This window comes from Vicinamibacterales bacterium (assembly GCA_036496585.1).
Classification (GTDB): Bacteria; Acidobacteriota; Vicinamibacteria; order Vicinamibacterales; family 2-12-FULL-66-21; genus JAICSD01.
The window spans coordinates 25,466-44,853 of sequence record DASXLB010000009.1; the positions used below are offsets into that span (position 1 = coordinate 25,466).

The following is a 19,388-nucleotide window of genomic DNA, read 5'->3' on the forward strand; positions in this document are numbered from 1 at the left end:
CCAGAGTTGCTGCTGGGCGCGTCTCAGCCCGCAACATGCTGCGGCGCAGGCTTGGCTCCAGGTTTCGCGCGCCCCTGCCCGGTGCCCGACGGCGCGAAGGCCTGGTCGATGAGGAGCTGCTGCTGGCGGCCATGGCGCGCCGCGGACCCCTCCGCCGGGCTCGCACTGCGCGGTCGCGCGATCACGCGGACCGGACGGCCGCCGGCCGCCTCGGCGAGGTGAGGACGGATGAACTCCCATGCCCCCATGTTCTCGGGCTCCTCCTGCATCCAGACGATGTCGTCGGCGTGATTGTAGGCGTCGAGCGTGGCGCGCAGGTTCTGCGCCGGGACCGGATACAACTGCTCGAGGCGGACGACCGCGACATCTCTGACCGCGGCGCGCTTGTCGCCGCCGACGAGATCCACATACACCTTGCCGGAACACACGAGCACCCGGCGGACGTCGGCTGCGCTGGCGCGCACTTCATCGTCGTCGATCACCGTGCGGAAGCGTCCCTCGGCGAGATCGCGCGGCGTCGAGGCCACCAGCGGATGGCGCAGCAGGCCCTTGGGGGTCAGGACCACGAGCGGCAGCGGATCGGTGAGCAGCAGCGCGGCCTGCCGGCGCAGCAGGTGGAAGTACTGCGCGGCCGTCGTGCAGTTGGCGATCCGCATGTTGACGTCGGCGGCAAGTTGCAGAAACCGCTCCGGGCGGGCGCTGGCGTGATCCGGCCCCTGCCCCTCGTGGGCGTGCGGCAGCAGCAGGACGAGCGACGGCTCCTGCCCCCACTTGCTGCGCGCGGAGGTCAGGAACTCGTCGATGATCACCTGCGCGCCGTTGACGAAATCGCCGTACTGCGCCTCCCAGATCACCAGGCGCGAGGGCGCCTGTACGCTGTAGCCGTACTCAAAGCCGAGCGCGGCGTTCTCCGACAGCGGGCTGTTGTGGATCTCGAATCCCGCCTTCGCCTGCGGCAGGCCCTGCAGCGGCAGGTGGATGGCGCCGCTGCGGATGTCGTGCAGTACCGCGTGGCGATGGCTGAAGGTGCCTCGCTCCACGTCCTCACCGGTCAGCCGGATGCTCGTACCGTCTGCGAGGATCGACGCCAAGGCGAGCTCCTCGGCGACCGACCAGTCGACGGTACGCTCATCGGGCGCGTCGAACACGTGGCCGCGCTTCTCGCGCAGCCGTTCCAGCTTCTTGTGCACCGCGAAGCCGTCGGGCATCAGCAGCAGCGAGGCATTGAGGTCGGCCAGCTGCTCGAGCGGCACCGCCGTCTGCGCGCGCGCCGCGGCGCCTGGCGGCGGCGCGTCAGGTGTCGGCTCGATGAAATCCTTCTCGGGCTCGAGCGTGTCCAGCGCGTGCTGCAGCTCGTCGAAGTACCTCCGGCTCAGCTGATCCGGCAGCCCTTCCTCAATCTCCCCCCGGGCCACCAGCGTTCGGGCCCAGATCTCCCGTACGGTCGGGTGCGATGCCACCGTCTGGTACATCAGCGGCTGCGTGAACGCGGGCTCGTCCCCCTCGTTGTGGCCCCAGCGCCGGTAGCCGATGAGATCGATCAGGAAGTCGCGCTGGAATCTCGACCGATACGCGAACGCCAGACGCGCGGCCGCCACGCAGGCGGCCGGATCGTCGGCATTGACGTGGACGATCGGAATCTTGAAGCCCCGCGCCAGTCCGCTCGCATAGGACGTGCTGTAGGAATCCCGTGAGTCGGCCGTGAACCCGAGCTGATTGTTGACGATGATGTGGATGGTGCCGCCGGTGTCGTAGCCGGCGAGACGGCCCAGGTTCAGCGTCTCCGCGACGATGCCCTGACCGGGGAACGCGGCGTCGCCGTGGATGAGAATCGGTATGCTGCGCGCCGGATCGAAGCGCGGGGCGCCGCCGCGATCGGCGACAGTCCCGGCGGCACGCGCCATCCCCTCGACCACCGGGTCGACCGCCTCGAGATGGCTCGGGTTGGGCGGCATCGACACCTCCATACCGATCTCGCGGCCGTCCTCGATCGCGCGGGTGGCGCCGGCGTGATACTTGACGTCGCCGCTCCACGCCATGTCTTCGCGGAAGCTGCGCGAGCTCACCGGGTCCTTGAACTCTGCGAGGATCTGCTCGTACGGCTTGCAGAGCACGTGCGCCATCACGTTGAGACGGCCGCGGTGGGCCATGCCGATGAGCGCGTGGCCGGTGCCCGCTTCCGCCGCTTCGCCGATGACCTCGTCGAGGATCGGCACCAGCATGTCGAGACCCTCGATCGAGAACCGCGTCTTGCCGGGGAACGTGCGATGCAGGAAACGCTCGAACGTCTCGACCTGGGTGAGCCGCTCGAGCAGAGCGACCGGGTTGATCGGGTCGGCCGGCGCGCGGAACCGCCCTCCTTCCACCGCCTGGCGCAGCCAGCGCCGCTCCTCCGGCACGAAGATGTGCGAGAAGTCGTAGCCGGTCGTCGAGCAGTAGACCTGACGGAAGGCGTCGACCAGTTCCTGCATCGACGCAGCGCCATCGGCGAGAGCCGACGACATCAGCGTGGCCGGCAGGCGGCGCAGGTCCGTGTCGGTGACGCCGTGCGTCTCCGCCAGCAGCGACGGATCGCCCGGAGGCCTGGTGCCGAGCGGATCGAGCTGGGCAGCCAGGTGCCCGTAGCGCCGGATCGACTGCGCCAGGTGCACGGCATCGACGGCGACGCGCGCCGTTACGCCGTCCGACGTAATTGGATCGGCCGCCACAGCCGCCGGCGGAGACCACTCCTCGAAAATCGCGCGGGTCGCGGGGTCAACCGAGGAGGGATCGGTCCGGAAGCGCTCGTACAGCTCGAGCACGTAGCCGCTGTTGACGCCCGAAAACCCCTCCCACGGACCCATATCCGTATAATCCTACCGCATGCGTCTGATGTCATTCGAGGGGCGTCGCCCCTCGAACTCCCCTGCACGCTCTCTCGCTATCGCTCGGTCGCGTCCTTCATGGCGACGCGCCGCGCTCGCTGCCGTTTTCGCGTCATTGGTCATGGCCCCCGCGGCGGGCAGTGCCGATCGGACGTTGTTCGAAGACGAATTCTCCGGCCCGTCGCTGGACCGCGCGAAGTGGAACGTGATCGTGACCGGCAGCAGCTGGCGCACGGTCAACAACGAGCAGCAGGCCTACGTCGATGCGCCGGACGTGCTCGAGGTCCGCGACGGCCTCCTGACCATCCACCCGCGGCTCCATCCCGCATTCGCAACGCCCGACGGAAAGACCGCCGATTTCCTGTCGGGACGGATCGACACGCGCGGCAAGTTCGAGTTCGTCTACGGCACGGCCGCCGCGCGGATGAAGCTCGCGCCAGGTGCGGGGCTCTGGCCGGCGTTCTGGGCGCTCGGGAACGGCCGCTGGCCCGACACCGGCGAGATCGACGTGATGGAAAACGTCGGCGAGGCGACGTGGACGAGCGTGGCGCTGCACGGTCCCGGTTACTTCGGCAACACGCCACTCGTCAAGCACGCCACCGTCGATATCTCACAGTGGCACGTCTATTCAGTCGACTGGACGGCGGATCTCCTGGTCTTCCGCATCGACGGCAAGGAGATCTACCGCGCCTCGAGGGCCGACGTCGAGAAGTACGGACGCTGGGCGTACGACAACCCGAAGCACCTGATCGTCAACCTCGCGCTCGGCGGCGGCTACCCGCACGGCGTCAATCACGTCGAACAGCCCTACTTCGGCCTGCCGCAAACAACGGTCGACGCGGTCAAGGCCGGCAAAGCCGACACGCTCGTCGACTGGGTCCGCGTGACGCAGCCGTAGCCGCAGTCTGCCGCCGCGGTAACACGTCTCGAGAACGACCAGATCACTGCTACTTGAGCGGAATGGCGCTCGCGTGCGTCGCCAGCCACTGGTCGAACGACTGCAGCTCGGGATTCAGCTCACGCGCCAGCTCGACGCTCCGCGACTTCACGTAGACATCGTTGAAGTCGCGCTTGAACTGGAACATGTTCCCCATGTCGTCGGCGCCGGGGAATCCGAACCCGCGATAGACCTCGGGCGGCACGTCGTTGTATTTCACCGGGACGCCGAGGGCCTTGCTCATGGCGGCCGCCATTTCCTCGCCGGTCGGCGCGCCGCCGGCGATGCCAATCGTCCGGCCGATGAGATCGGGGCGCTTGAATACGCCGAGTGCGCACTTGCCGATGTCGTCGACGCCGATCGCCGGCAGCTTCCCCTTCCCCATCGGCATCGTCAGCAGGTAGCTGCCATCACCTGCCGGCTGCGGACCCGCGCCGAAGGAGATGAAGTTCTCCCAGTAGAACACCGTCAGCAGGAACGTGGTCGGCACGCCGGCGTCGCGGAACTGCTGATCGGCCTCCCCCTTGCCGTCGAAGTGCGGCACCTTGTACTTGCCGCCAAGGGTCGGCATGCGCGGGTCGTCGAGCGACATGAATCGGCGCGTGTCGTCGAGGGTTGACCAGACGACGTGCTTCACGCCGGCGGTCTTGGCGGCGCGGGCCATGTTGCCCGCCTCCTCGACTTCCTTTTCGGCCGAGAAGTGATCCCAGAAGAAGGTCACGCAGAATGCGCCGAACGCCCCGGCGAACGCGCGGCTCAGGCTCGCCTCGTCGTCGACGTTCGCCGCCACCACCTCGGCGCCCGCGGCGGCGAGCGCTTTCGCCTTCTCGGAATCGGGATTGCGGGTGATGGCCCGCACCGCGAACTGCCCGCTGCGGTCGGCCAGAATCGCCCGCACGAGCCCGTTGCCCTGCGCGCCCGTCGCACCGACGACCGCGATGATCTTCTTGTCAGCCATTTCGTTCGTGTCCTTTCGTCGATCCAAGACCCGAGGGCGCTTGCGGCCGTCGCTACGACAGTGGCTGCGGCGCGTCGGGCGCCGGCCAGATCACGCGCGTGAACTGGCCGCGCTGCAGCAGCTCGCGTCCCTTGCCGCCACGGCCGGTAATCTCGTACTTCGTCGTGCTGATCGTCTGCTCGGCGCCGCGGCTCGTTTCGACGGTCAGCAGATCGCGATCCCCGGTCGATGCGATGAAACCCAGCACGCGATCGTCGCCTGAGGCCAGCTTGATCAGGATGACGCCGCGGCCGGGCCCCGAGAGAAAATTGACCTCCACGGCCTTGGTGAGCAACGCACGTGCGTCGCGCGTCGCGACAATCAGCACCTCCCCGCCCGTCAGGCGCGCCATCCCGACCACCTCGGCGGCCTCTGCCGTCCTGGCATATCGACGCCCGGCGCGGGTGCTTGGTTCCAGGAACGGCTCCAGCGAGAATCGAAGCGCGTAGCCGTCGCTCGTCACCGCCACGGCATGCTCCCTCGGCTCTTCGCCTTCTTTGGTGGCCTTGATCCGCGGCGCGACCCGCGGGTCGAGGCTCAGAGCGTCGACGATCCGTTCACCGTCCTTCAGCTTGAACAGGCGCTGGATCGGTTCGCCGTAGCCCGTCGAGGCCGGCACGTCGGCGATCCGCGCCGTGTAGGCGACGCCGAAGTTGCTGAAGAATACGGCGGTCGCGCGCGTGCTCCCCTGCAACACCGCCAGCACGTGGTCTCCCTCGCGCAGGCGCGTCGTCGCGAGGTCCTTCACCTCTTTCTGCCGCTTCACCCAGCCGTCCCGCGACACGATCACCACGTTGTCTTCTTCGACGATGAAGTCTTCGGCCGTGTACTCTGCCTCGCCGGCATCGCTCGAGATCCTGGTCCGGCGGGGATCGCCGTACTTCTTCTGAATCTCTTCGATCTCGTCGCGGACCATCGCCCAGCGGCTCTTTTCGTCCTTCAGGAGTCCGCCGATCTGGCGGGCCCGCTTGCGCTTCTCGTCGAGCTCCTTGCGGATGATCAGGATCTCGAGCCGGGCCAGGCGGTACAGCTTGAGCTCGAGGATCGCGTCGGTCTGCTCGGCATCGAGCGAGTACTTGCGGATGATCTGCTGCGCGGCGTCGGCCTTGCCCTCCGACTTCCTGACGATCTTCAGGATGTCGTCGAGCGCGTCGAAGACCTTCTCGAATCCCTCGAGGATGTGGATGCGCTTCTTCAGCGCCTCGAGCTCGTGCTCGAGCCGCTTGGTCACGACATCCAGCCGGAAATGCAGGAAGTGCCAGAGCATGGCGTGCAGGTCGAGCCGCTCGGGCCGTCCGGCTTCCGGGTTCTCCGTCGGGATCAGGCAGGTGAGATTGACGAGGAAGTTGGTTTGCAGCGGCGTGTGCTTGAACAGGTACGCCATGACCATCTTCTCGTCGGCGTCGCGCTTGAGCTCGAGCGCGATGCGAACGTCTTCGGTCGAGAGATCCTTGACGTCGAGGAGCGGCGGCAGCTTGCGGCCGGCGGCGATCTCGCCGATGCGCTCGGTGAGAGTGGCCTTGTTGACCGTGTAGGGAATGCTGGTGATGTAGACGGTCTTGGCGGCGCGCGTCTCCGGGCCCATCTCCCACGTGCCGCGCAGGCGGATGGCGCCGGAACCGGTCTTGTAGATTTCCTTCAGTTCGTCCGGCGAATTCAGCATCTCGCCGCCGGTCGGGAAGTCGGGGCCCTTGATCCACTTGCAGAGCCGCACGCTGGTCAGATCGGGGTCGTCGAGCAGCTTGACCAGCGCGGTGCACACTTCGCCCAGGTTGTGCGGCGGGATGTTGGTGGCCATGCCGACCGCGATGCCGGTGGCGCCGTTGATCAGCAGGTTCGGCAGCCGCGCCGGCAGCACGACCGGCTCCGTCCGGGTGCCGTCGTAGTTGGCCCGGAACGGCACGGTGCTCTGGTCGATCTCGGAAAGCATTTCGTCGGAGATGCGCGACAGGCGGCACTCGGTGTAGCGCATGGCCGCGGCGCTGTCGCCGTCGAGCGATCCGAAGTTTCCCTGGCCGTCGACGAGCGGATAGCGCAGCGAGAACGGCTGCGCCATGCGCACCAGCGTCTCGTAGAGGGCGATGTCGCCGTGCGGGTGATAGCTGCCCATCACGTCGCCGACGACCTTGGCGCACTTGCGGTGCTTGGCGTCGGCGGTCATGTTCTGCTGCCACATCGTGAATAGGATGCGGCGCTGAACGGGCTTCAGGCCGTCGCGCACGTCGGGCAGCGCGCGCGAGGTGATAACGGAGAGGGCGTAGTTGAGATACCGGGTCTGCGCAGCCTCGTGCAGCGTGACGCTCTCGTCGATCGGGCCTGCCGGCGCGCCGTTGTCGACGTCGGCGTCGAACAGGGAGGCTTCTTTCTTGGGACGTTTCGCCATGGATGGGAGCAGGATATCAGGTGCCTCACATGAGTCACACCTGCCGCTACCTCCCTACGACGGGTTCGCTGACCCCCAGATCTACAGCCGGATGAACGTGCGGACGGCGGCGTCCGTCAGCCGCCTCGCGTGTGAGTTTGGCGCGTGCGGCGGCGGCAGGTTGAGTATCCTACCTGTCAGCTGGAGGCAGCTCTCATGTTCTGGTCCGACCTTTTGATTCCTGGCGTTCCGTGGCTCGAGAAAATCGTCCGTCCCCTGCTGGTCTACGCCGCGTTGCTCGTGCTCCTGCGCCTGTTCGGCAAGCGGCAGCTGGCGCAGCTCAATCCCTACGACCTCGTCGTCCTGCTGATGATCTCGAACACGGTACAGAACGCGATCATCGGCAACGACAACTCCGTGCTCGGCGGGCTGGTGGGCGCGCTGACGCTGCTGGTGTTCAACTGGTTCGTCGTGCGTTTCCTGCATCGGCATCACGAGATCGACGAGATGATCGAGGGGGATGCGACGGTGTTGGTCGAGAACGGCTGCGTGATTCAGACGGCGCTCGACAAGGAGGTCATCACGCAGCACGAGCTCCTCGCCGCCGCGCACAGACAGGGGTTCGAGTCGCTCGGCGATGTGGACAAGTGCATCCTCGAGCCGGGTGGAACGCTGGCGATGTTCGGCCGCAAGCCGACGTCCGACGACATGCGGCAGCAGGCGGTGATGGAGCGCCTCGATCGGATCGAGGCGCTCCTCGCGGGGCGCGGCTGACCGCTATTTGACGAAGAGCATTTCGCGGTAGGTCGGCAGCGGCCAGAGGTCCTGCGGGACCAGGCATTCGAGCGCGTCGCCGCTCTCGCGCAGCACGTTCATCGCCGGAATGACCCGGTCGCGGAAGTACTTCGCGTGCTTGTCCGCCTCGCCGTTCGACTCGTGTTCGAGCAGCTGCTGGAGCTTCTCGACGCGGGTCTTCATGTCGTCGATGATCGCGGTCACCTGATCGAGCGTCCGCCGCGTCTCCCTGGCGGTGGTGCCGGCCGACTTGACCGCGGCGACGCTCGCGGCGAGCTGTCCCTGGTAGCGGAAGCCGGCGGGCAGGATGTAGCGGTTGGCCATCAGCACCATCAGCTGCGCTTCGACGTTGACGGACTTGTTGTACTGCTCGATGGCGACGTCGACGCGCGCGTGCAGCTCGCGTTCGTTGAGCACGCCGTATTTCTCGAACGCCTTGACGACGTCGGGCTTGAGCGCCTCGCCATAGGCGTCGACCGAGGTGCGGAGGTTCAGTAGTCCGCGCTTCGCGGCCTCCTTCTGCCAGTCGTCGGAATAGCCGTTGCCATTGAAGATGATCCGCTTGTTCTCCTTGATCAGCTTGGTCAGCAGCGTCTTGACGGCCGACTGCAGTTTTTCGCCGCTCTTCAGGCTCTTCTCGAGCTCGCTGGCGACGTGATCGAGCGATTCCGTCACCGCGACGTTGAGGCAGACGTTCGGCAGCGCGATGCTCTGATTGGCCGACACGGCGCGGAACTCGAACTTGTTGCCGGTGAAGGCAAACGGGCTGGTGCGGTTGCGGTCGCCGGCGTCGCGCGGCAGCTTCGGCAGCACGCCGACCCCGATGTCGAGGATGCCGCCGCTCTTGGTCGTCTTGGCGCTGCCGGCCTTCTCCAGCTGCTGGAAGATGTCGGTCAGCATGTCGCCGAGGAAGATCGAGATGATCGCCGGCGGCGCTTCGTTGGCGCCGAGCCGGTGATCGTTTCCGGCGCTGGCGATCGAGAAGCGGAGCAGGCCCTGATACTTGTTGACGGCGCGCAGCACCGCGGCGCAGAACACCAGGAACTGGACGTTGTCGTGCGGCGTCTCGCCGGGATTCAGCAGGTTGTTGCCGAGGTCGTCGCCCATCGACCAGTTCAGATGCTTGCCTGAACCGTTGACGCCGGCGAACGGCTTTTCATGGAGCAGGCAGGCGAGCCCGTACTTCGGCGCGACCCGCCGCAGCATCTCCATCGTCATCATCTGGTGATCGGTGGCGACGTTGGCGTTCTCGAAGATGGGCGCCACTTCGTACTGGCTCGGCGCGACCTCGTTGTGGCGCGTCTTGAGCGGCACGCCGACCCGGTAGAGCTCGCGCTCGACTTCCATCATGAAGGCCAGCACGCGATCGGGGATGGCACCGAAGTAATGGTCCTCCATCTCCTGCCCCTTCGGCGGCTTGGCGCCGAACAGCGTGCGACCCGCGTTGATCAGGTCGGGGCGGTTGAAATAGAACTGGCGATCGATCAGGAAGTATTCCTGCTCGGGGCCGCAGGTGGTGATGACGCGCTGCGCCTTCGAGCCGAATAGCTTGAGGATGCGGACGGCCTGCTTCGACAGCGCCTCCTGCGAGCGCAGCAGCGGCGTCTTCTTGTCGAGCGCCTCGCCGGTCCAGCTCACGAACGCGGTCGGAATCACCAGCGTCGTGCCCTGCGGGGTCACCAGCAGCCACGGCGGGCTGGTCGGATCCCAGGCGGTGTAGCCGCGCGCCTCGAACGTGCTGCGCATGCCGCCCGAGGGGAAGCTCGACGCGTCGGGCTCGCCCTTGACGAGCTCCTTGCCGCTGAACTCGGCGACGGCGCGGCCGTCGGCGGTCGGGTTCAGGAAGGCGTCGTGCTTCTCCGCGGTGATGCCGGTCATCGGCTGGAACCAGTGGGTGTAGTGCGTGGCGCCGTGCTCGACCGCCCAGTCCTTGAGCGCGCTGGCGACGATGTCGGCGATCGACGGATCGAGCGACTCGCCGTGCGCGGCCGAACGCCGCAGCGCCCGGAAGACGTCCTTCGGCAGCCGCGCGCGCTGGGTCTCTTCGTTGAACGTCAGCGAACCGAATTCTTCGGTCGCCTTGCGGAGCGTCCCCGGGACCTGGTTGCGGACGGCGGCGCCGAACGCGGTGATGTTTCTGACGGCCTCACTCGAGGATAGGGAACCCATGGCGTGTGTGTCCTTTCTGCGCGGCGAGCGGCAAAGCCTGATTATGGTCGGCCGCACCCGACGCCGCAAGGGCATTTTCACGAAAAATGCTGCTATATACTTAACGAAGTGAGTAATATCAAGAACACGGACTATTTCGCGCCGATCATCGGCGAGCTCGAACAACTTGTCCTTCTGGCTCTTATTCGCCTCGGCAATGGGGCCTACGGCGCGTCGATCCTCAGGGAGATTCACGAACGCACGCGCCGCGAGGTCGCCGAAGGATCGGTCTACATGACGCTGTCGCGGCTGGAGGCGAAGAAGATGGTCGCCTCCTACCTCGGTCTGCCGACGCCGCAGCGCGGCGGCCGGCGCCGCCGCCACTATCTGATCGACAAGGACGGAGAACTGGCGCTCGGCCGCGCCTGGCGGGCGCTGCGCCTCATGGCCGACGGCCTGGAGGACAAACTCGCCGCGCTCTGACCCGGCGGCCGCCGCCCTCCGCGCTATCGCGCCAGCGAGAACGACTGCCCGGCGCGAAGCACGCTGAGCGTCACGCCGCTCCCCGACACGAGCTGCCCCGCCGCGGCCGGCTGGACCCGCGCGGCGCGCGCGTCGATCACCACGACGGAACTGCGGCCGATCACGTCGAGCGAGGCGCCGCGCACGATCACCGCCGTCGATTCGTCGATGCCGACGCCAACCAGGGACGGATGGTCGAAGACCGCGCTGATCAGCCGGTTGTCGCGCTGGCGCTTCAGGAAGTGCTGATCGATGAGGAGATCCGGCACGAGGCCCAGCCCTCGGGCGGTGATGGTCGCGCCGGCGGTCAACGCCTTCAGATCGGCGTCCCCGGTGAACATCTCGCTCGCCAGCACCGCCGCACCGGCGCTGGTGCCGCCGACGACGACGCCGGCCGCGTGACGCGAGCGGATCACGTCGTCGAGGCCGGTGCCCTCGATGGCCTTCATGAACCGGTTCTGATCGCCGCCCGGCATCCAGATGAGCGTTGCGCGCTCGAGCACCGCCTTGGCGGCGGCCCGATCCGCGAACGAGACGTTCACCGCTTCCTTCGCGCCCGCCTCGCGCCACATCTTCACGGAATCGACGCCCGCGTCCGGCTCCGCCGACGACTGCGGCAGCACGGCAACGACCGCGGCCCCCTTGCCGCCGGCGAGATCCAGCGTCCTGGCGACGATCTCGGGAACGGTGCTGCCGCCCCCGACGACGACCACCGGCCCCTGCGCGAAGACGCAGGCGGCCTCGAGCAACCACACCAGCAGGGCGAGCGTCGTGCGCATAGCCTGCATCTTAGACGCAGTGTGGCAGTGGGCGGCGGCGGGAAGCGGCGGCACCCCAACCAAACCGGCCTTCGCATGGTCTAATAGACAGTCTATGGGAAAGAAGACGGCGCGGCAGGAGCTCCTGCCCGGCACCCTCGACATGCTGATCCTCAAGACGCTGTCGATCGGCGTCATGCACGGCTACGGCATCTCTCAACACATCAAAACCGTGTCGGGCGAAGTCCTGCGCGTCGAGGAAGGCTCGCTCTATCCGGCGCTGCAGCGCCTGCAGCTGCAGGGGCTGGTCGCGTCCGAATGGGGGCACTCGGCCAACAACCGGCGCGCGCGCTACTACCGCCTGACCCGGAACGGACGGCGGGCGCTCGGCGACGTGGAGTCGAACTTCGACCGGCTGATTGCGGCGATCGGCCGCGTCATGCGGCCCACATAGTCATTCGATGGGAGGGAGGCCGGAGATGCGGTTGATCAGGCACCTGTGGGCGTGGCTGCGGCGCGGCCGCCTCGACGACGAGATGCGCGAAGAGCTGGCGCAGCACGCGGCGTGGAAGGCCGCGGCGCTCGAGGCGGACGGACTGCCGTCCGCGGAGGCCCGCCGTCAGGCCGCGATCGCCATCGGCGGCGCCGCGCGCCTGCGCGAAGACGCGCGCGCCATCTGGGGCTTCCCGGCCCTCGACAGCGTCGCGCAGGACATTCGCTACGGCGTCCGGCAGATCGCCCGCACACCCGCCGTCAGCGCCGTCGCCATCGCCTCGCTGGCCATCGGCATCGGCGCCGGCGCGGCGGTCTTCAGCCTCGCCGACGCCGTGCTGCTCCGCACGATGGCGGTCCGCGATCCCGCCAGCCTGTTCGTGATGCGCTGGTGGTCGGGACCGGTCTATCCATTCAACTCGCTGAACGGCTCCTCCGGTCAGACCGACTCGGGCGTCGGCAGCACCTCTTTCTCACAGGCCGCTTATGACTCGTTCCGGACCGACGCGTCAGACCGGCTCGACGTCCTCGGCTTCGCTGATCTCTACCAGGTGAGCCTTGCCGTCGACGGCCGCGCCGAGATCGGGACGGCGCACGCGGTATCGGGCAATTATTTCGACATGCTCGGCGTGCCCGCGGCGCGCGGGCGAACGCTCGGGACGATCGACGACGCGACCCCGGCGCCGCCGGCCGCGGTCATCAGCGATCGCTTCTGGAGACAGCGGTTCGGCGGCGCCGAGACGGCCGTCGGACACACGCTCGTCGTCAACAAGATCCTCTGCACCGTCGTCGGCATCGCGCCAGCCGGATTTCACGGAACGGGCCAGGTCGGCACCGATCCAGACGTGTTCGTGCCGCTCGCGCTGCGGGCCCGGGTGGTCGCGGACGACGATCGCCCAGACGATCCGAACTTCTGGTGGGTGCTGATGCTGGGACGCGTCAAGCCGGGGGTACGGGCCGCCGATGCGCAGACGGCGCTCGACCTGCTGCTGAAGCGCAGCGTCGCCGCCGCCAGGCCGTCGCTCGCGGCGAAGGACTATCCTCGGCTCGAGCTCGTGCCGGGCGGACGCGGCCAGGTCGAAGAGCGGGACGGGATGCACGACCCGCTGTGGACGATGGGGTGGGTGACCCTCGCCGTACTGCTGGTCGGGTGCGCCAACGTTGCCGGACTGCTCCTGGCGCGCGGACGCGCGCGGACCCGCGAGCTGTCGATCCGGGTCGCGATCGGCGCGCCGCGCCGGCGCGTCGTCCGGCAACTGCTCACCGAAGCGCTGATCCTCGGCGTGGTCGGCTGCGTGCTGGGCGTCGGCATCGCGCAGTGGCTGAGCGCGGCGCTCGCGCCGGCGCTGAGCACGTCGCTCGCGCCCGGCGACCTGCTGACCGGCGTCGACGCGCGCGTGCTGGCGTTCGCGATCGCGCTTGCCTGCGCGTGTGCCGCCCTGTTCGGTGTGATCCCCTCGCTGCGCGTGACCGATCTGCCGGTGACCGCCTCGCTGCAGGAGGCCGGCCGGGGCACCCTTCCCGGCAGCGGGCGCCGCCGGCTCTCCTCGGCGCTCGTCGTCGGACAGATGGCGCTCTCGCTGCTGCTCCTCGCGGGGGCGACGCTGCTCGTGCGCTCGGTCAGCAATCTGCAGCAGGTCGATCTCGGCTTCGACGCCGGCAACCTCCTGATCTTCCGGCTCGATCCGGCCGGCAACGGCTACGACCCGGCACGGATCCCGGCGTTCTACGCCGACGTGCTCGAGCGCCTGCGGGCCGCGCCCGGCGTGGTGTCGGCTTCCCTCTCCAGCCACACGTTGATCAGCAACTCTTCGTCCGTCGGCGTGGTGTCGCGACTCGACGAGCACATGCCGCAGCCGGACGAGGCCGAGATGCAGCGTTTCTCGAAGCAGCATCTGGCCTGGCAGCTCGGCGTGGACGAGCAGTTCTTCGCGACGCTGCGCATGCGGCTGTTCCGGGGCCGCGTGTTCGTCCCGGCCGACGCCGCGGATCCGTCCAGTGTTCTGGTCAACCGCGCGCTCGCGCGGCAGCTCTTTCAGACCGACGACGTCGTCGGCCGAGAGTTCAACCCGGGCGCGGTCGGTCAGCGCCATCCCGTGCGGATCGTCGGTGTCGTCGACAACGCGCGTCTGGCGTCGGTGCGCGACAGCCCGCCGCCGACCATGTACCTGTTCTACCGTCAGCCGATGGCGAGGACGAACGCCGCCACCTTCGAGGTCCGCACGGCCGGGCCACCGGCGGCGGCCGCCGCAACCGCGCGTGACGTGGTGCGCGGCGTCGACGCGACCCTTCCGGTCTACGGCGTGATGACGCAGGCGGATCAGATCGCGACCTCGCTCAGGCAGGAGCGGCTCTTTGCACGGCTCGCGGCGCTGCTCGGCGTGGTGGCGGTGCTGCTCTCGGCGATCGGACTCTACGGCCTGCTGGCCTATACCGTGGCGCGACGCACACCCGAGATCGGCGTGCGGATGGCGCTGGGAGCCGCGCGCGGCCGGGTGTTGTGGATGGTGCTGCGCGAGTCCTTGACGCTCGCCGGCTTGGGACTCCTGGCCGGCGTGCCGCTCGCGCTCGCCGGCACGCGCGTGCTGGATTCGATGCTGTTCGGGCTGGCGTCGCGCGATCCGCTCTCGCTCGCCGGCGCGGCCGCCACGATGCTCGCGGCGTCGGTGGCGGCCGGCTTCATCCCCGCCCGCCGCGCGTCGTCGGTGGACCCCCTGGTCGCGATCCGGAATTGAGGCCGGTCACCTCAAATTCCCAGCACCCGGTGCGGGATGTAGGGAGCTTCGAGACGCCGCGTCTCGTCGTCGCTGAGCGTGACGCCGACAGCGCTCACGGCCTGATCGAGGTGTGCCATCTTCGAAGCGCCGATGATCGGGGCCGTCACGCCAGGCTGCCGGAGGAGCCAGGCGAGGGCGACTTGCGCGGGCGTGATGCCTTTTTCCGTGGCCACTGCCGACACCGCCTCGGCGACGTCGTAGTCGGCGTCGCTGTAGTAGAGGTCGTGGGCGTAACGGTCGGTGCGTTCGCGCTCGGTGGCCTGGCGCGGCGCGCCGCGGCGTCTGGTCCCGGCGAGAAAGCCGCGGGCCAGCGGGCTCCAGGGAATCACCGCAATCCCTTCCTGCCGGCATAGCGGCATCATCTCGCGCTCCTCCTCGCGGTAGACGAGGTTGTAGTGGTTCTGCATCGAGACGAACCGCGTCCAGCCGTTCCGATCGGCGAGATAGAGGGCCTTGGCGAATTGCCACGCATACGAGCTCGAGGCGCCGATGTACAGCGCCTTGCCGGCGCGCACGATGTCGTCGAGCGCGCGGAGCGTTTCCTCGATCGGGGTCGCGGGATCCCAGCGGTGGATCTGATACAGATCGACGTAGTCCGTGCCGAGCCGTTTCAATGACGCGTCGATCGACGCCATGACGTGCTTGCGTGAGAGACCTCGGTCGTTCGGATCGTCGCTCATCGGGTTGAACACCTTCGTCGCGATCACGACGCGATCGCGCCGGGCGAAGTCGGCGAGCGCGCGGCCGAGCACCTCCTCGCTCCGGCCGAGCGAGTACATGTCGGCGGTATCGAAGAAATTGATGCCGTATTCGAGGGCGCGCTTGATGAACGGCCGGCCCTCTTCCTCGGAGAGCACCCACGACCGCCACGCCGGATCGCCATAGGTCATCGCACCCAGACAGAGGCGGGACACGGTCAGGCCAGTCGAGCCGAAGCGGACGTACTCCATCCGCCGATCCTATATGCTTCCGCTGTGAGCGACGCACCGCCGGAGGCCGAAGGGCACGACGGCCTGATGTGGATCCGCGGCAGCGGCGTGTGCCGCGACTGGAACGGCATCCGCTACAAGCGCGGCCTCTCCGGGAAGAACGTCGGCGCACAGCAGCTGTCGATGAACGTCGCGACGATCCCGCCGGGCGGCGTCGCCGGCGCGCACATCCACGTCGGCTTCGAAGTCATGCTCTACATCCTCGAGGGGCGCGTGCGTCACGAATACGGCGAGAGCCTGGCGGAGCACGTCGATCACCAGGCCGGCGACTTCATCTTCATCGCGCCAGGCGTGCCTCACGAAGTATTCAACCTGAGCGACACCGAGCCGGTGGTCGCGGTCGTCGCGCGCTCGAGCGCCGACGAATGGGACAGGATCATTCCATATGCGCGCCCTGATTCTGACTCTGACCCTGGCCGCCGCCGCGGCTGACGTCTCACCCGCCTACAGGGCGACGATCGAGAAACACCGTGCCGATCGCGTCAAGGAATTGACCGCGCCGAGCGGCTGGCTGGCCGTGCGGGGCCTCTTCTGGCTGCACGACGGCGCGAACGGCGCCGGCAGCGATCCGTCCGCCGAGATCAGACTGCCGGCGCGCACGCCGGGGAAGATCGGCGTGTTCACCCTCAAGGACAACGCCGTCACGTTCACCGCGGATCCCCGCGCCGGCGTAACCTCGGCCGGCAAGCCGGTCGAGACGGTGACGCTCGACGCGCGCAAGGGAGAAGCGGCGGCGGTGACGGTCAATGGCGTCAGCCTGTTCGCGATCCGCCGCGCCGACAAAATCGGCCTGCGGATGCTCGATCCGGAGAGCGACGCCCGCCGGCATTTCGACGGCCTGACCTACTTTCCGCTCGGCACGAAATACCATGTGCAGGCGAAGTGGGTCCCCTATGAAAAGGCCAAGACCGTGCTGGTACCGAACGTGCTTGGGCAGCTGGTGCCGATGGAGAGTCCGGGCACAGTCGAGTTCACGATCGACGGCCAGCCGTACAGCCTCGAGCCCGTCTACGAGACGGCCAAGCATGAGGACCTGTTCTTCATCTTCAGGGATCTGACGAGCCGCGCCGAGACCTACGCCGCCGGACGTTTCCTCCACACGCCGCTGCCGAAGGACGGCGGGGTCGATCTCGATTTCAATCTCGCCTACAATCCGCCGTGCGCGTTCACAGATTTTGCGACCTGCCCTCTCCCGATCAAGGGGAACCAGCTGCAGGTGCGGATCCCGGCGGGTGAACGGCGCTGGGCGGGACATGACGGACGCTCGTCGCGGTGACGGGCGGTTGAGAGGAGACAATGCCATGCCTTTTGCCAGAACGCTGATCATCACGGGCGCCATGGTCGCCGCGTCCGCACCGGCCGCGTTCGCGCAGCGCTGGGGGCACGAGCGCGCGCCGCACGACGGCGCCTGCTTCTATCGCGATGCCGACTTCCACGGCGAGTATTTCTGCATTGCCGCCGGCGAGATGGTGGGGTCGATGGCGAGCGACATGAACGACCAGATCTCGTCGATCCGGGTCTTCGGCCGTACCGAAGTGAACGTCTATCGTGATCGGAACCTCACCGGCCGCTCGGCGCGTTTCGATCGCGACGTGGTCAACCTGAAGAACCAGAACTGGAACGACACCATCTCGTCGATCCAGGTCGTCCCCGCCCGCTCGTCCGTCTCCCCGCAAGACGCCGAGCGCATCGTCACGCATGCCTACCAGGAGGTCCTAGCCCGCAGTCCTGACACGGAGGGGATGCGCGTCTACCGCTCGCACGTCATCCACGACGGCTGGTCGGAGGTCCGGGTGCGCGACGCGCTGCGCGCCAGCCCCGAATACCGGGAAAAGATGACGATGACCTACCCGAAGGCACAAGACGTCGTCCGCCGCGCCTATCTCAACGTCCTCAAGCGCGAGCCCGATCAGGGCGCGTCGGGGTACGTGAACCACGTGATGAGGGATCACTGGACAGAGGCCGACGTCGAGCGCGAGCTCCGCAAGAGTCCTGAGTACCGGAACCACCGGTAGGGATCACGCCGGTGAACGCCTCGCTGCCGCCGGACGTCGCGTGTCCCTCGTGCGGAACATCGCTCGTGCACGTCGAGACGCAGATCTCGTCCGGCGCGTTCCGCACCCAGGCGGCGTCGATGCCGCTGATGCCAATCCACTATTACGACTGTCCGGCCTGCAATACCTGCTGGAAGCTGGGCACCCGGCTGCTGCCTGACCCGGTGCGTCAGACGCTGAAGGGGTGACGCGCGCGATGGCCTGCTTATCGACGCCAGGGGAAGGGCGCCTCGTACAATGCAGGCGTGGTTCGCCGCATTCTCCACGTCGACATGGATGCGTTCTACGCGTCGGTCGAACAGCGCGACGACCCGGCGCTGCGCGGCAGGCCGGTCGCGGTCGGCGGTGATCCGAACCGCCGCGGCGTAGTGGCGGCGGCCAGCTACGAGGCGCGCGCGTTCGGCGTGCGATCAGCGATCCCGATGGCGCGCGCCGTCCGGCTCTGCCCTCATCTGGCGATCGTCAGGCCGGACTTTCAGAAGTACCGCGCGGCGTCGAACCAGGTGTTCGAGATCTTCCGCTCGGTGACGCCGCTGGTCGAGCCGCTCTCGCTCGACGAGGCGTACCTCGACGTCACCGAGAACGCGTGGGGGGAAGCGCTTGGCAGGACGGTCGCGCAGCGGCTGAAGACCGAGATCCGGACGCGTACGAATCTGACGGCCTCGGCCGGTGTCGCGCCGAACAAGTTCCTCGCGAAGATCGCATCGGCGTGGCGGAAGCCCGACGGCTTGACAGTGATCGCGCCGTCACGCGTCGAGCATTTTCTCCAGAAGCTGCCCGTCGACGCCCTCTGGGGGGTCGGACCGGTGACGGCGGCGCGGCTGCGCGAGCGCGGCATCGAACGGCTGGTCGACGTGCGTACGGCCCAGGAAACGGTCCTGCGCGACGCGGTCGGCAGCTGGAGCGACTGGCTGCGCCAGCTCGCCAACGGCGTCGACGATCGCGCAGTCGAGCCAAATCGCGAAACGAAGTCCTCGGGGAGCGAGAACACCTATTCGCAGGATCTGACCGACATCCTCGAGATCCGTCAGGAGATCGACGAGATGGCCCGCGACGCGGCGTCGTGGCTGGCCCGCAAGCAGCTACTCTGCCGCACGGTGACGATCAAGGTGCGGTACGCGGACTTCACGACGATCACGCGGAGCCACTCGAAATCACCACCGACGCGCGAGCCGGAAGACATCGCGCGGCGCGCAGTCGCGCTGCTCGATCGGACCGACGCCGCCGCGCGGGCGGTCCGGCTGCTCGGGGTCAGCGTCCACAACCTCGACGATCCGTCGTCGCCGTTTCAGCCGGAAGAGCCGCTCTTGCCCTTCGACCCGGACTCGAAGCAGGAAGACGATTGGGGGCCGCGCTAGCGACTTACTGATCCTCGTTCGGCGTCCGGGCCGGACCGGGGCCGGCGACCTCATCGGTGCGATCGCTGCGGACCATGCCGATCGGGGCGTCGTTGCCGTCGTTGCCGTCGTTGCCATCAGGGCCTTCCGGCGGCCCGCCGGCCTGCTCTCTGCGGCGGCGATGGCTGGCGATGCCCCCCTTGCGGCCGGCGTCGCGCGCCTCCTCGCTCGTCCACTCGTGGGCGCTGCCCTTCTGATGCGCGGCCTTGCCCCCCTTGCTCGCGATTTCCCGCTGCTTGGCTCGATCCATCGATGCGAATCCGCGATCTTCCTTTGCCACCTTGGTCCTCCTCCCG

The 19,388-nt window shown here is 67.9% G+C and carries 17 protein-coding genes; 10 read left to right on the forward strand and 7 right to left on the reverse strand.

Annotation, left to right across the window (positions count from 1 at the left end; genetic code table 11):
- Positions 1–23 precede the first annotated feature (23 nt).
- Positions 24–2,843 carry a 2-oxoglutarate dehydrogenase E1 component gene (locus VGI12_02870; GenBank protein HEY2431588.1) on the reverse strand — a complete coding sequence of 940 codons (2,820 nt, stop codon included), beginning with the start codon at positions 2,841–2,843 and terminating at the stop codon, positions 24–26.
- A gap of 142 nt (positions 2,844–2,985) precedes the next feature.
- On the opposite strand from VGI12_02870, the gene VGI12_02875 reads away from it, so the two are divergent.
- Positions 2,986–3,762: a glycoside hydrolase family 16 protein gene (locus tag VGI12_02875; protein ID HEY2431589.1), complete on the forward strand. Its 777-nt coding sequence runs from the start codon at positions 2,986–2,988 to the stop codon at positions 3,760–3,762.
- Between the two features lie 49 nt (positions 3,763–3,811).
- On the opposite strand, the gene VGI12_02880 is transcribed toward VGI12_02875, so the two are convergent.
- Both VGI12_02880 and VGI12_02885 read right to left on the reverse strand, forming a co-directional pair.
- The gene (locus tag VGI12_02880; protein HEY2431590.1) at positions 3,812–4,759 is read right to left on the reverse strand and encodes an NmrA/HSCARG family protein; all 948 of its coding nucleotides are present in this window, start codon (positions 4,757–4,759) and stop codon (positions 3,812–3,814) included.
- Between the two features lie 52 nt (positions 4,760–4,811).
- Complete coding sequence (locus VGI12_02885; protein HEY2431591.1) at positions 4,812–7,181, reverse strand: DNA topoisomerase IV subunit A; 2,370 nt, start codon at positions 7,179–7,181, stop codon at positions 4,812–4,814.
- Positions 7,182–7,376: 195 nt separating this feature from the next.
- On the opposite strand from VGI12_02885, the gene VGI12_02890 reads away from it, so the two are divergent.
- Positions 7,377–7,934: a YetF domain-containing protein gene (locus VGI12_02890; protein HEY2431592.1), complete on the forward strand. Its 558-nt coding sequence runs from the start codon at positions 7,377–7,379 to the stop codon at positions 7,932–7,934.
- A gap of 3 nt (positions 7,935–7,937) precedes the next feature.
- Here the strand turns inward: VGI12_02890 and VGI12_02895 are convergent, their stop codons facing one another.
- Positions 7,938–10,124, reverse strand: a complete 2,187-nt coding sequence (locus VGI12_02895; protein HEY2431593.1) for a glutamine synthetase III — start codon at positions 10,122–10,124, stop codon at positions 7,938–7,940.
- A gap of 108 nt (positions 10,125–10,232) precedes the next feature.
- Here VGI12_02895 and VGI12_02900 point away from each other — a divergent pair, with 108 nt between their 5' ends.
- A complete protein-coding gene (locus VGI12_02900) occupies positions 10,233–10,586 on the forward strand; it encodes a helix-turn-helix transcriptional regulator (protein ID HEY2431594.1) in 354 nt (117 codons plus the stop codon).
- Between the two features lie 23 nt (positions 10,587–10,609).
- Here the strand turns inward: VGI12_02900 and VGI12_02905 are convergent, their stop codons facing one another.
- Positions 10,610–11,404, reverse strand: a complete 795-nt coding sequence (locus tag VGI12_02905; protein ID HEY2431595.1) for a cyanophycinase — start codon at positions 11,402–11,404, stop codon at positions 10,610–10,612.
- A gap of 94 nt (positions 11,405–11,498) precedes the next feature.
- On the opposite strand from VGI12_02905, the gene VGI12_02910 reads away from it, so the two are divergent.
- Together VGI12_02910 and VGI12_02915 are read left to right on the forward strand one after the other, a co-directional pair.
- The gene (locus VGI12_02910) at positions 11,499–11,837 is read left to right on the forward strand and encodes a PadR family transcriptional regulator (GenBank protein HEY2431596.1); all 339 of its coding nucleotides are present in this window, start codon (positions 11,499–11,501) and stop codon (positions 11,835–11,837) included.
- A 25-nt stretch (positions 11,838–11,862) separates the two neighbouring features.
- Complete coding sequence (locus VGI12_02915; protein HEY2431597.1) at positions 11,863–14,610, forward strand: ADOP family duplicated permease; 2,748 nt, start codon at positions 11,863–11,865, stop codon at positions 14,608–14,610.
- Positions 14,611–14,621: 11 nt separating this feature from the next.
- Here VGI12_02915 and VGI12_02920 read toward each other — a convergent pair whose 3' ends face one another.
- Positions 14,622–15,602: an aldo/keto reductase gene (locus VGI12_02920; GenBank protein ID HEY2431598.1), complete on the reverse strand. Its 981-nt coding sequence runs from the start codon at positions 15,600–15,602 to the stop codon at positions 14,622–14,624.
- A 24-nt stretch (positions 15,603–15,626) separates the two neighbouring features.
- Here VGI12_02920 and VGI12_02925 point away from each other — a divergent pair, with 24 nt between their 5' ends.
- The 5 genes from VGI12_02925 to dinB are packed head-to-tail and all read left to right on the forward strand — an operon-like array spanning position 15,627 to position 19,053.
- Complete coding sequence (locus tag VGI12_02925; GenBank protein ID HEY2431599.1) at positions 15,627–16,073, forward strand: cupin domain-containing protein; 447 nt, start codon at positions 15,627–15,629, stop codon at positions 16,071–16,073.
- Positions 16,027–16,917 carry a DUF1684 domain-containing protein gene (locus tag VGI12_02930; protein ID HEY2431600.1) on the forward strand — a complete coding sequence of 297 codons (891 nt, stop codon included), beginning with the start codon at positions 16,027–16,029 and terminating at the stop codon, positions 16,915–16,917. The genes VGI12_02925 and VGI12_02930 overlap by 47 nt, the downstream gene beginning before the upstream one ends.
- Before the next feature lie 25 nt (positions 16,918–16,942).
- Positions 16,943–17,656 carry a peptidase inhibitor family I36 protein gene (locus VGI12_02935; GenBank protein ID HEY2431601.1) on the forward strand — a complete coding sequence of 238 codons (714 nt, stop codon included), beginning with the start codon at positions 16,943–16,945 and terminating at the stop codon, positions 17,654–17,656.
- Between the two features lie 11 nt (positions 17,657–17,667).
- Complete coding sequence (locus tag VGI12_02940; protein HEY2431602.1) at positions 17,668–17,883, forward strand: hypothetical protein; 216 nt, start codon at positions 17,668–17,670, stop codon at positions 17,881–17,883.
- A gap of 57 nt (positions 17,884–17,940) precedes the next feature.
- Positions 17,941–19,053, forward strand: a complete 1,113-nt coding sequence (gene dinB / locus VGI12_02945; protein ID HEY2431603.1) for a DNA polymerase IV — start codon at positions 17,941–17,943, stop codon at positions 19,051–19,053.
- Positions 19,054–19,057: 4 nt separating this feature from the next.
- On the opposite strand, the gene VGI12_02950 is transcribed toward dinB, so the two are convergent.
- Positions 19,058–19,372 (reverse strand): KGG domain-containing protein, encoded by a 315-nt coding sequence (locus tag VGI12_02950; protein ID HEY2431604.1) that lies wholly within the window; start codon positions 19,370–19,372, stop codon positions 19,058–19,060.
- Between the last annotated feature and the right edge of the window lie 16 nt (positions 19,373–19,388).

Bases quoted from the DNA above. Each gene is read 5' to 3' on its own strand.
- VGI12_02870 (HEY2431588.1), bottom strand. From the start codon at position 2,843: ATGGGTCCGTGGGAGGGGTTTTCGGGCGTCAACAGCGGCTACGTGCTC.
- VGI12_02875 (HEY2431589.1), top strand. From the start codon at position 2,986: ATGGCCCCCGCGGCGGGCAGTGCCGATCGGACGTTGTTCGAAGACGAA.
- VGI12_02880 (HEY2431590.1), bottom strand. From the start codon at position 4,759: ATGGCTGACAAGAAGATCATCGCGGTCGTCGGTGCGACGGGCGCGCAG.
- VGI12_02885 (HEY2431591.1), bottom strand. From the start codon at position 7,181: ATGGCGAAACGTCCCAAGAAAGAAGCCTCCCTGTTCGACGCCGACGTC.
- VGI12_02890 (HEY2431592.1), top strand. From the start codon at position 7,377: ATGTTCTGGTCCGACCTTTTGATTCCTGGCGTTCCGTGGCTCGAGAAA.
- VGI12_02895 (HEY2431593.1), bottom strand. From the start codon at position 10,124: ATGGGTTCCCTATCCTCGAGTGAGGCCGTCAGAAACATCACCGCGTTC.
- VGI12_02905 (HEY2431595.1), bottom strand. From the start codon at position 11,404: ATGCGCACGACGCTCGCCCTGCTGGTGTGGTTGCTCGAGGCCGCCTGC.
- VGI12_02910 (HEY2431596.1), top strand. From the start codon at position 11,499: ATGGGAAAGAAGACGGCGCGGCAGGAGCTCCTGCCCGGCACCCTCGAC.
- VGI12_02915 (HEY2431597.1), top strand. From the start codon at position 11,863: ATGCGGTTGATCAGGCACCTGTGGGCGTGGCTGCGGCGCGGCCGCCTC.
- VGI12_02920 (HEY2431598.1), bottom strand. From the start codon at position 15,602: ATGGAGTACGTCCGCTTCGGCTCGACTGGCCTGACCGTGTCCCGCCTC.
- VGI12_02930 (HEY2431600.1), top strand. From the start codon at position 16,027: ATGCGCGCCCTGATTCTGACTCTGACCCTGGCCGCCGCCGCGGCTGAC.
- VGI12_02935 (HEY2431601.1), top strand. From the start codon at position 16,943: ATGCCTTTTGCCAGAACGCTGATCATCACGGGCGCCATGGTCGCCGCG.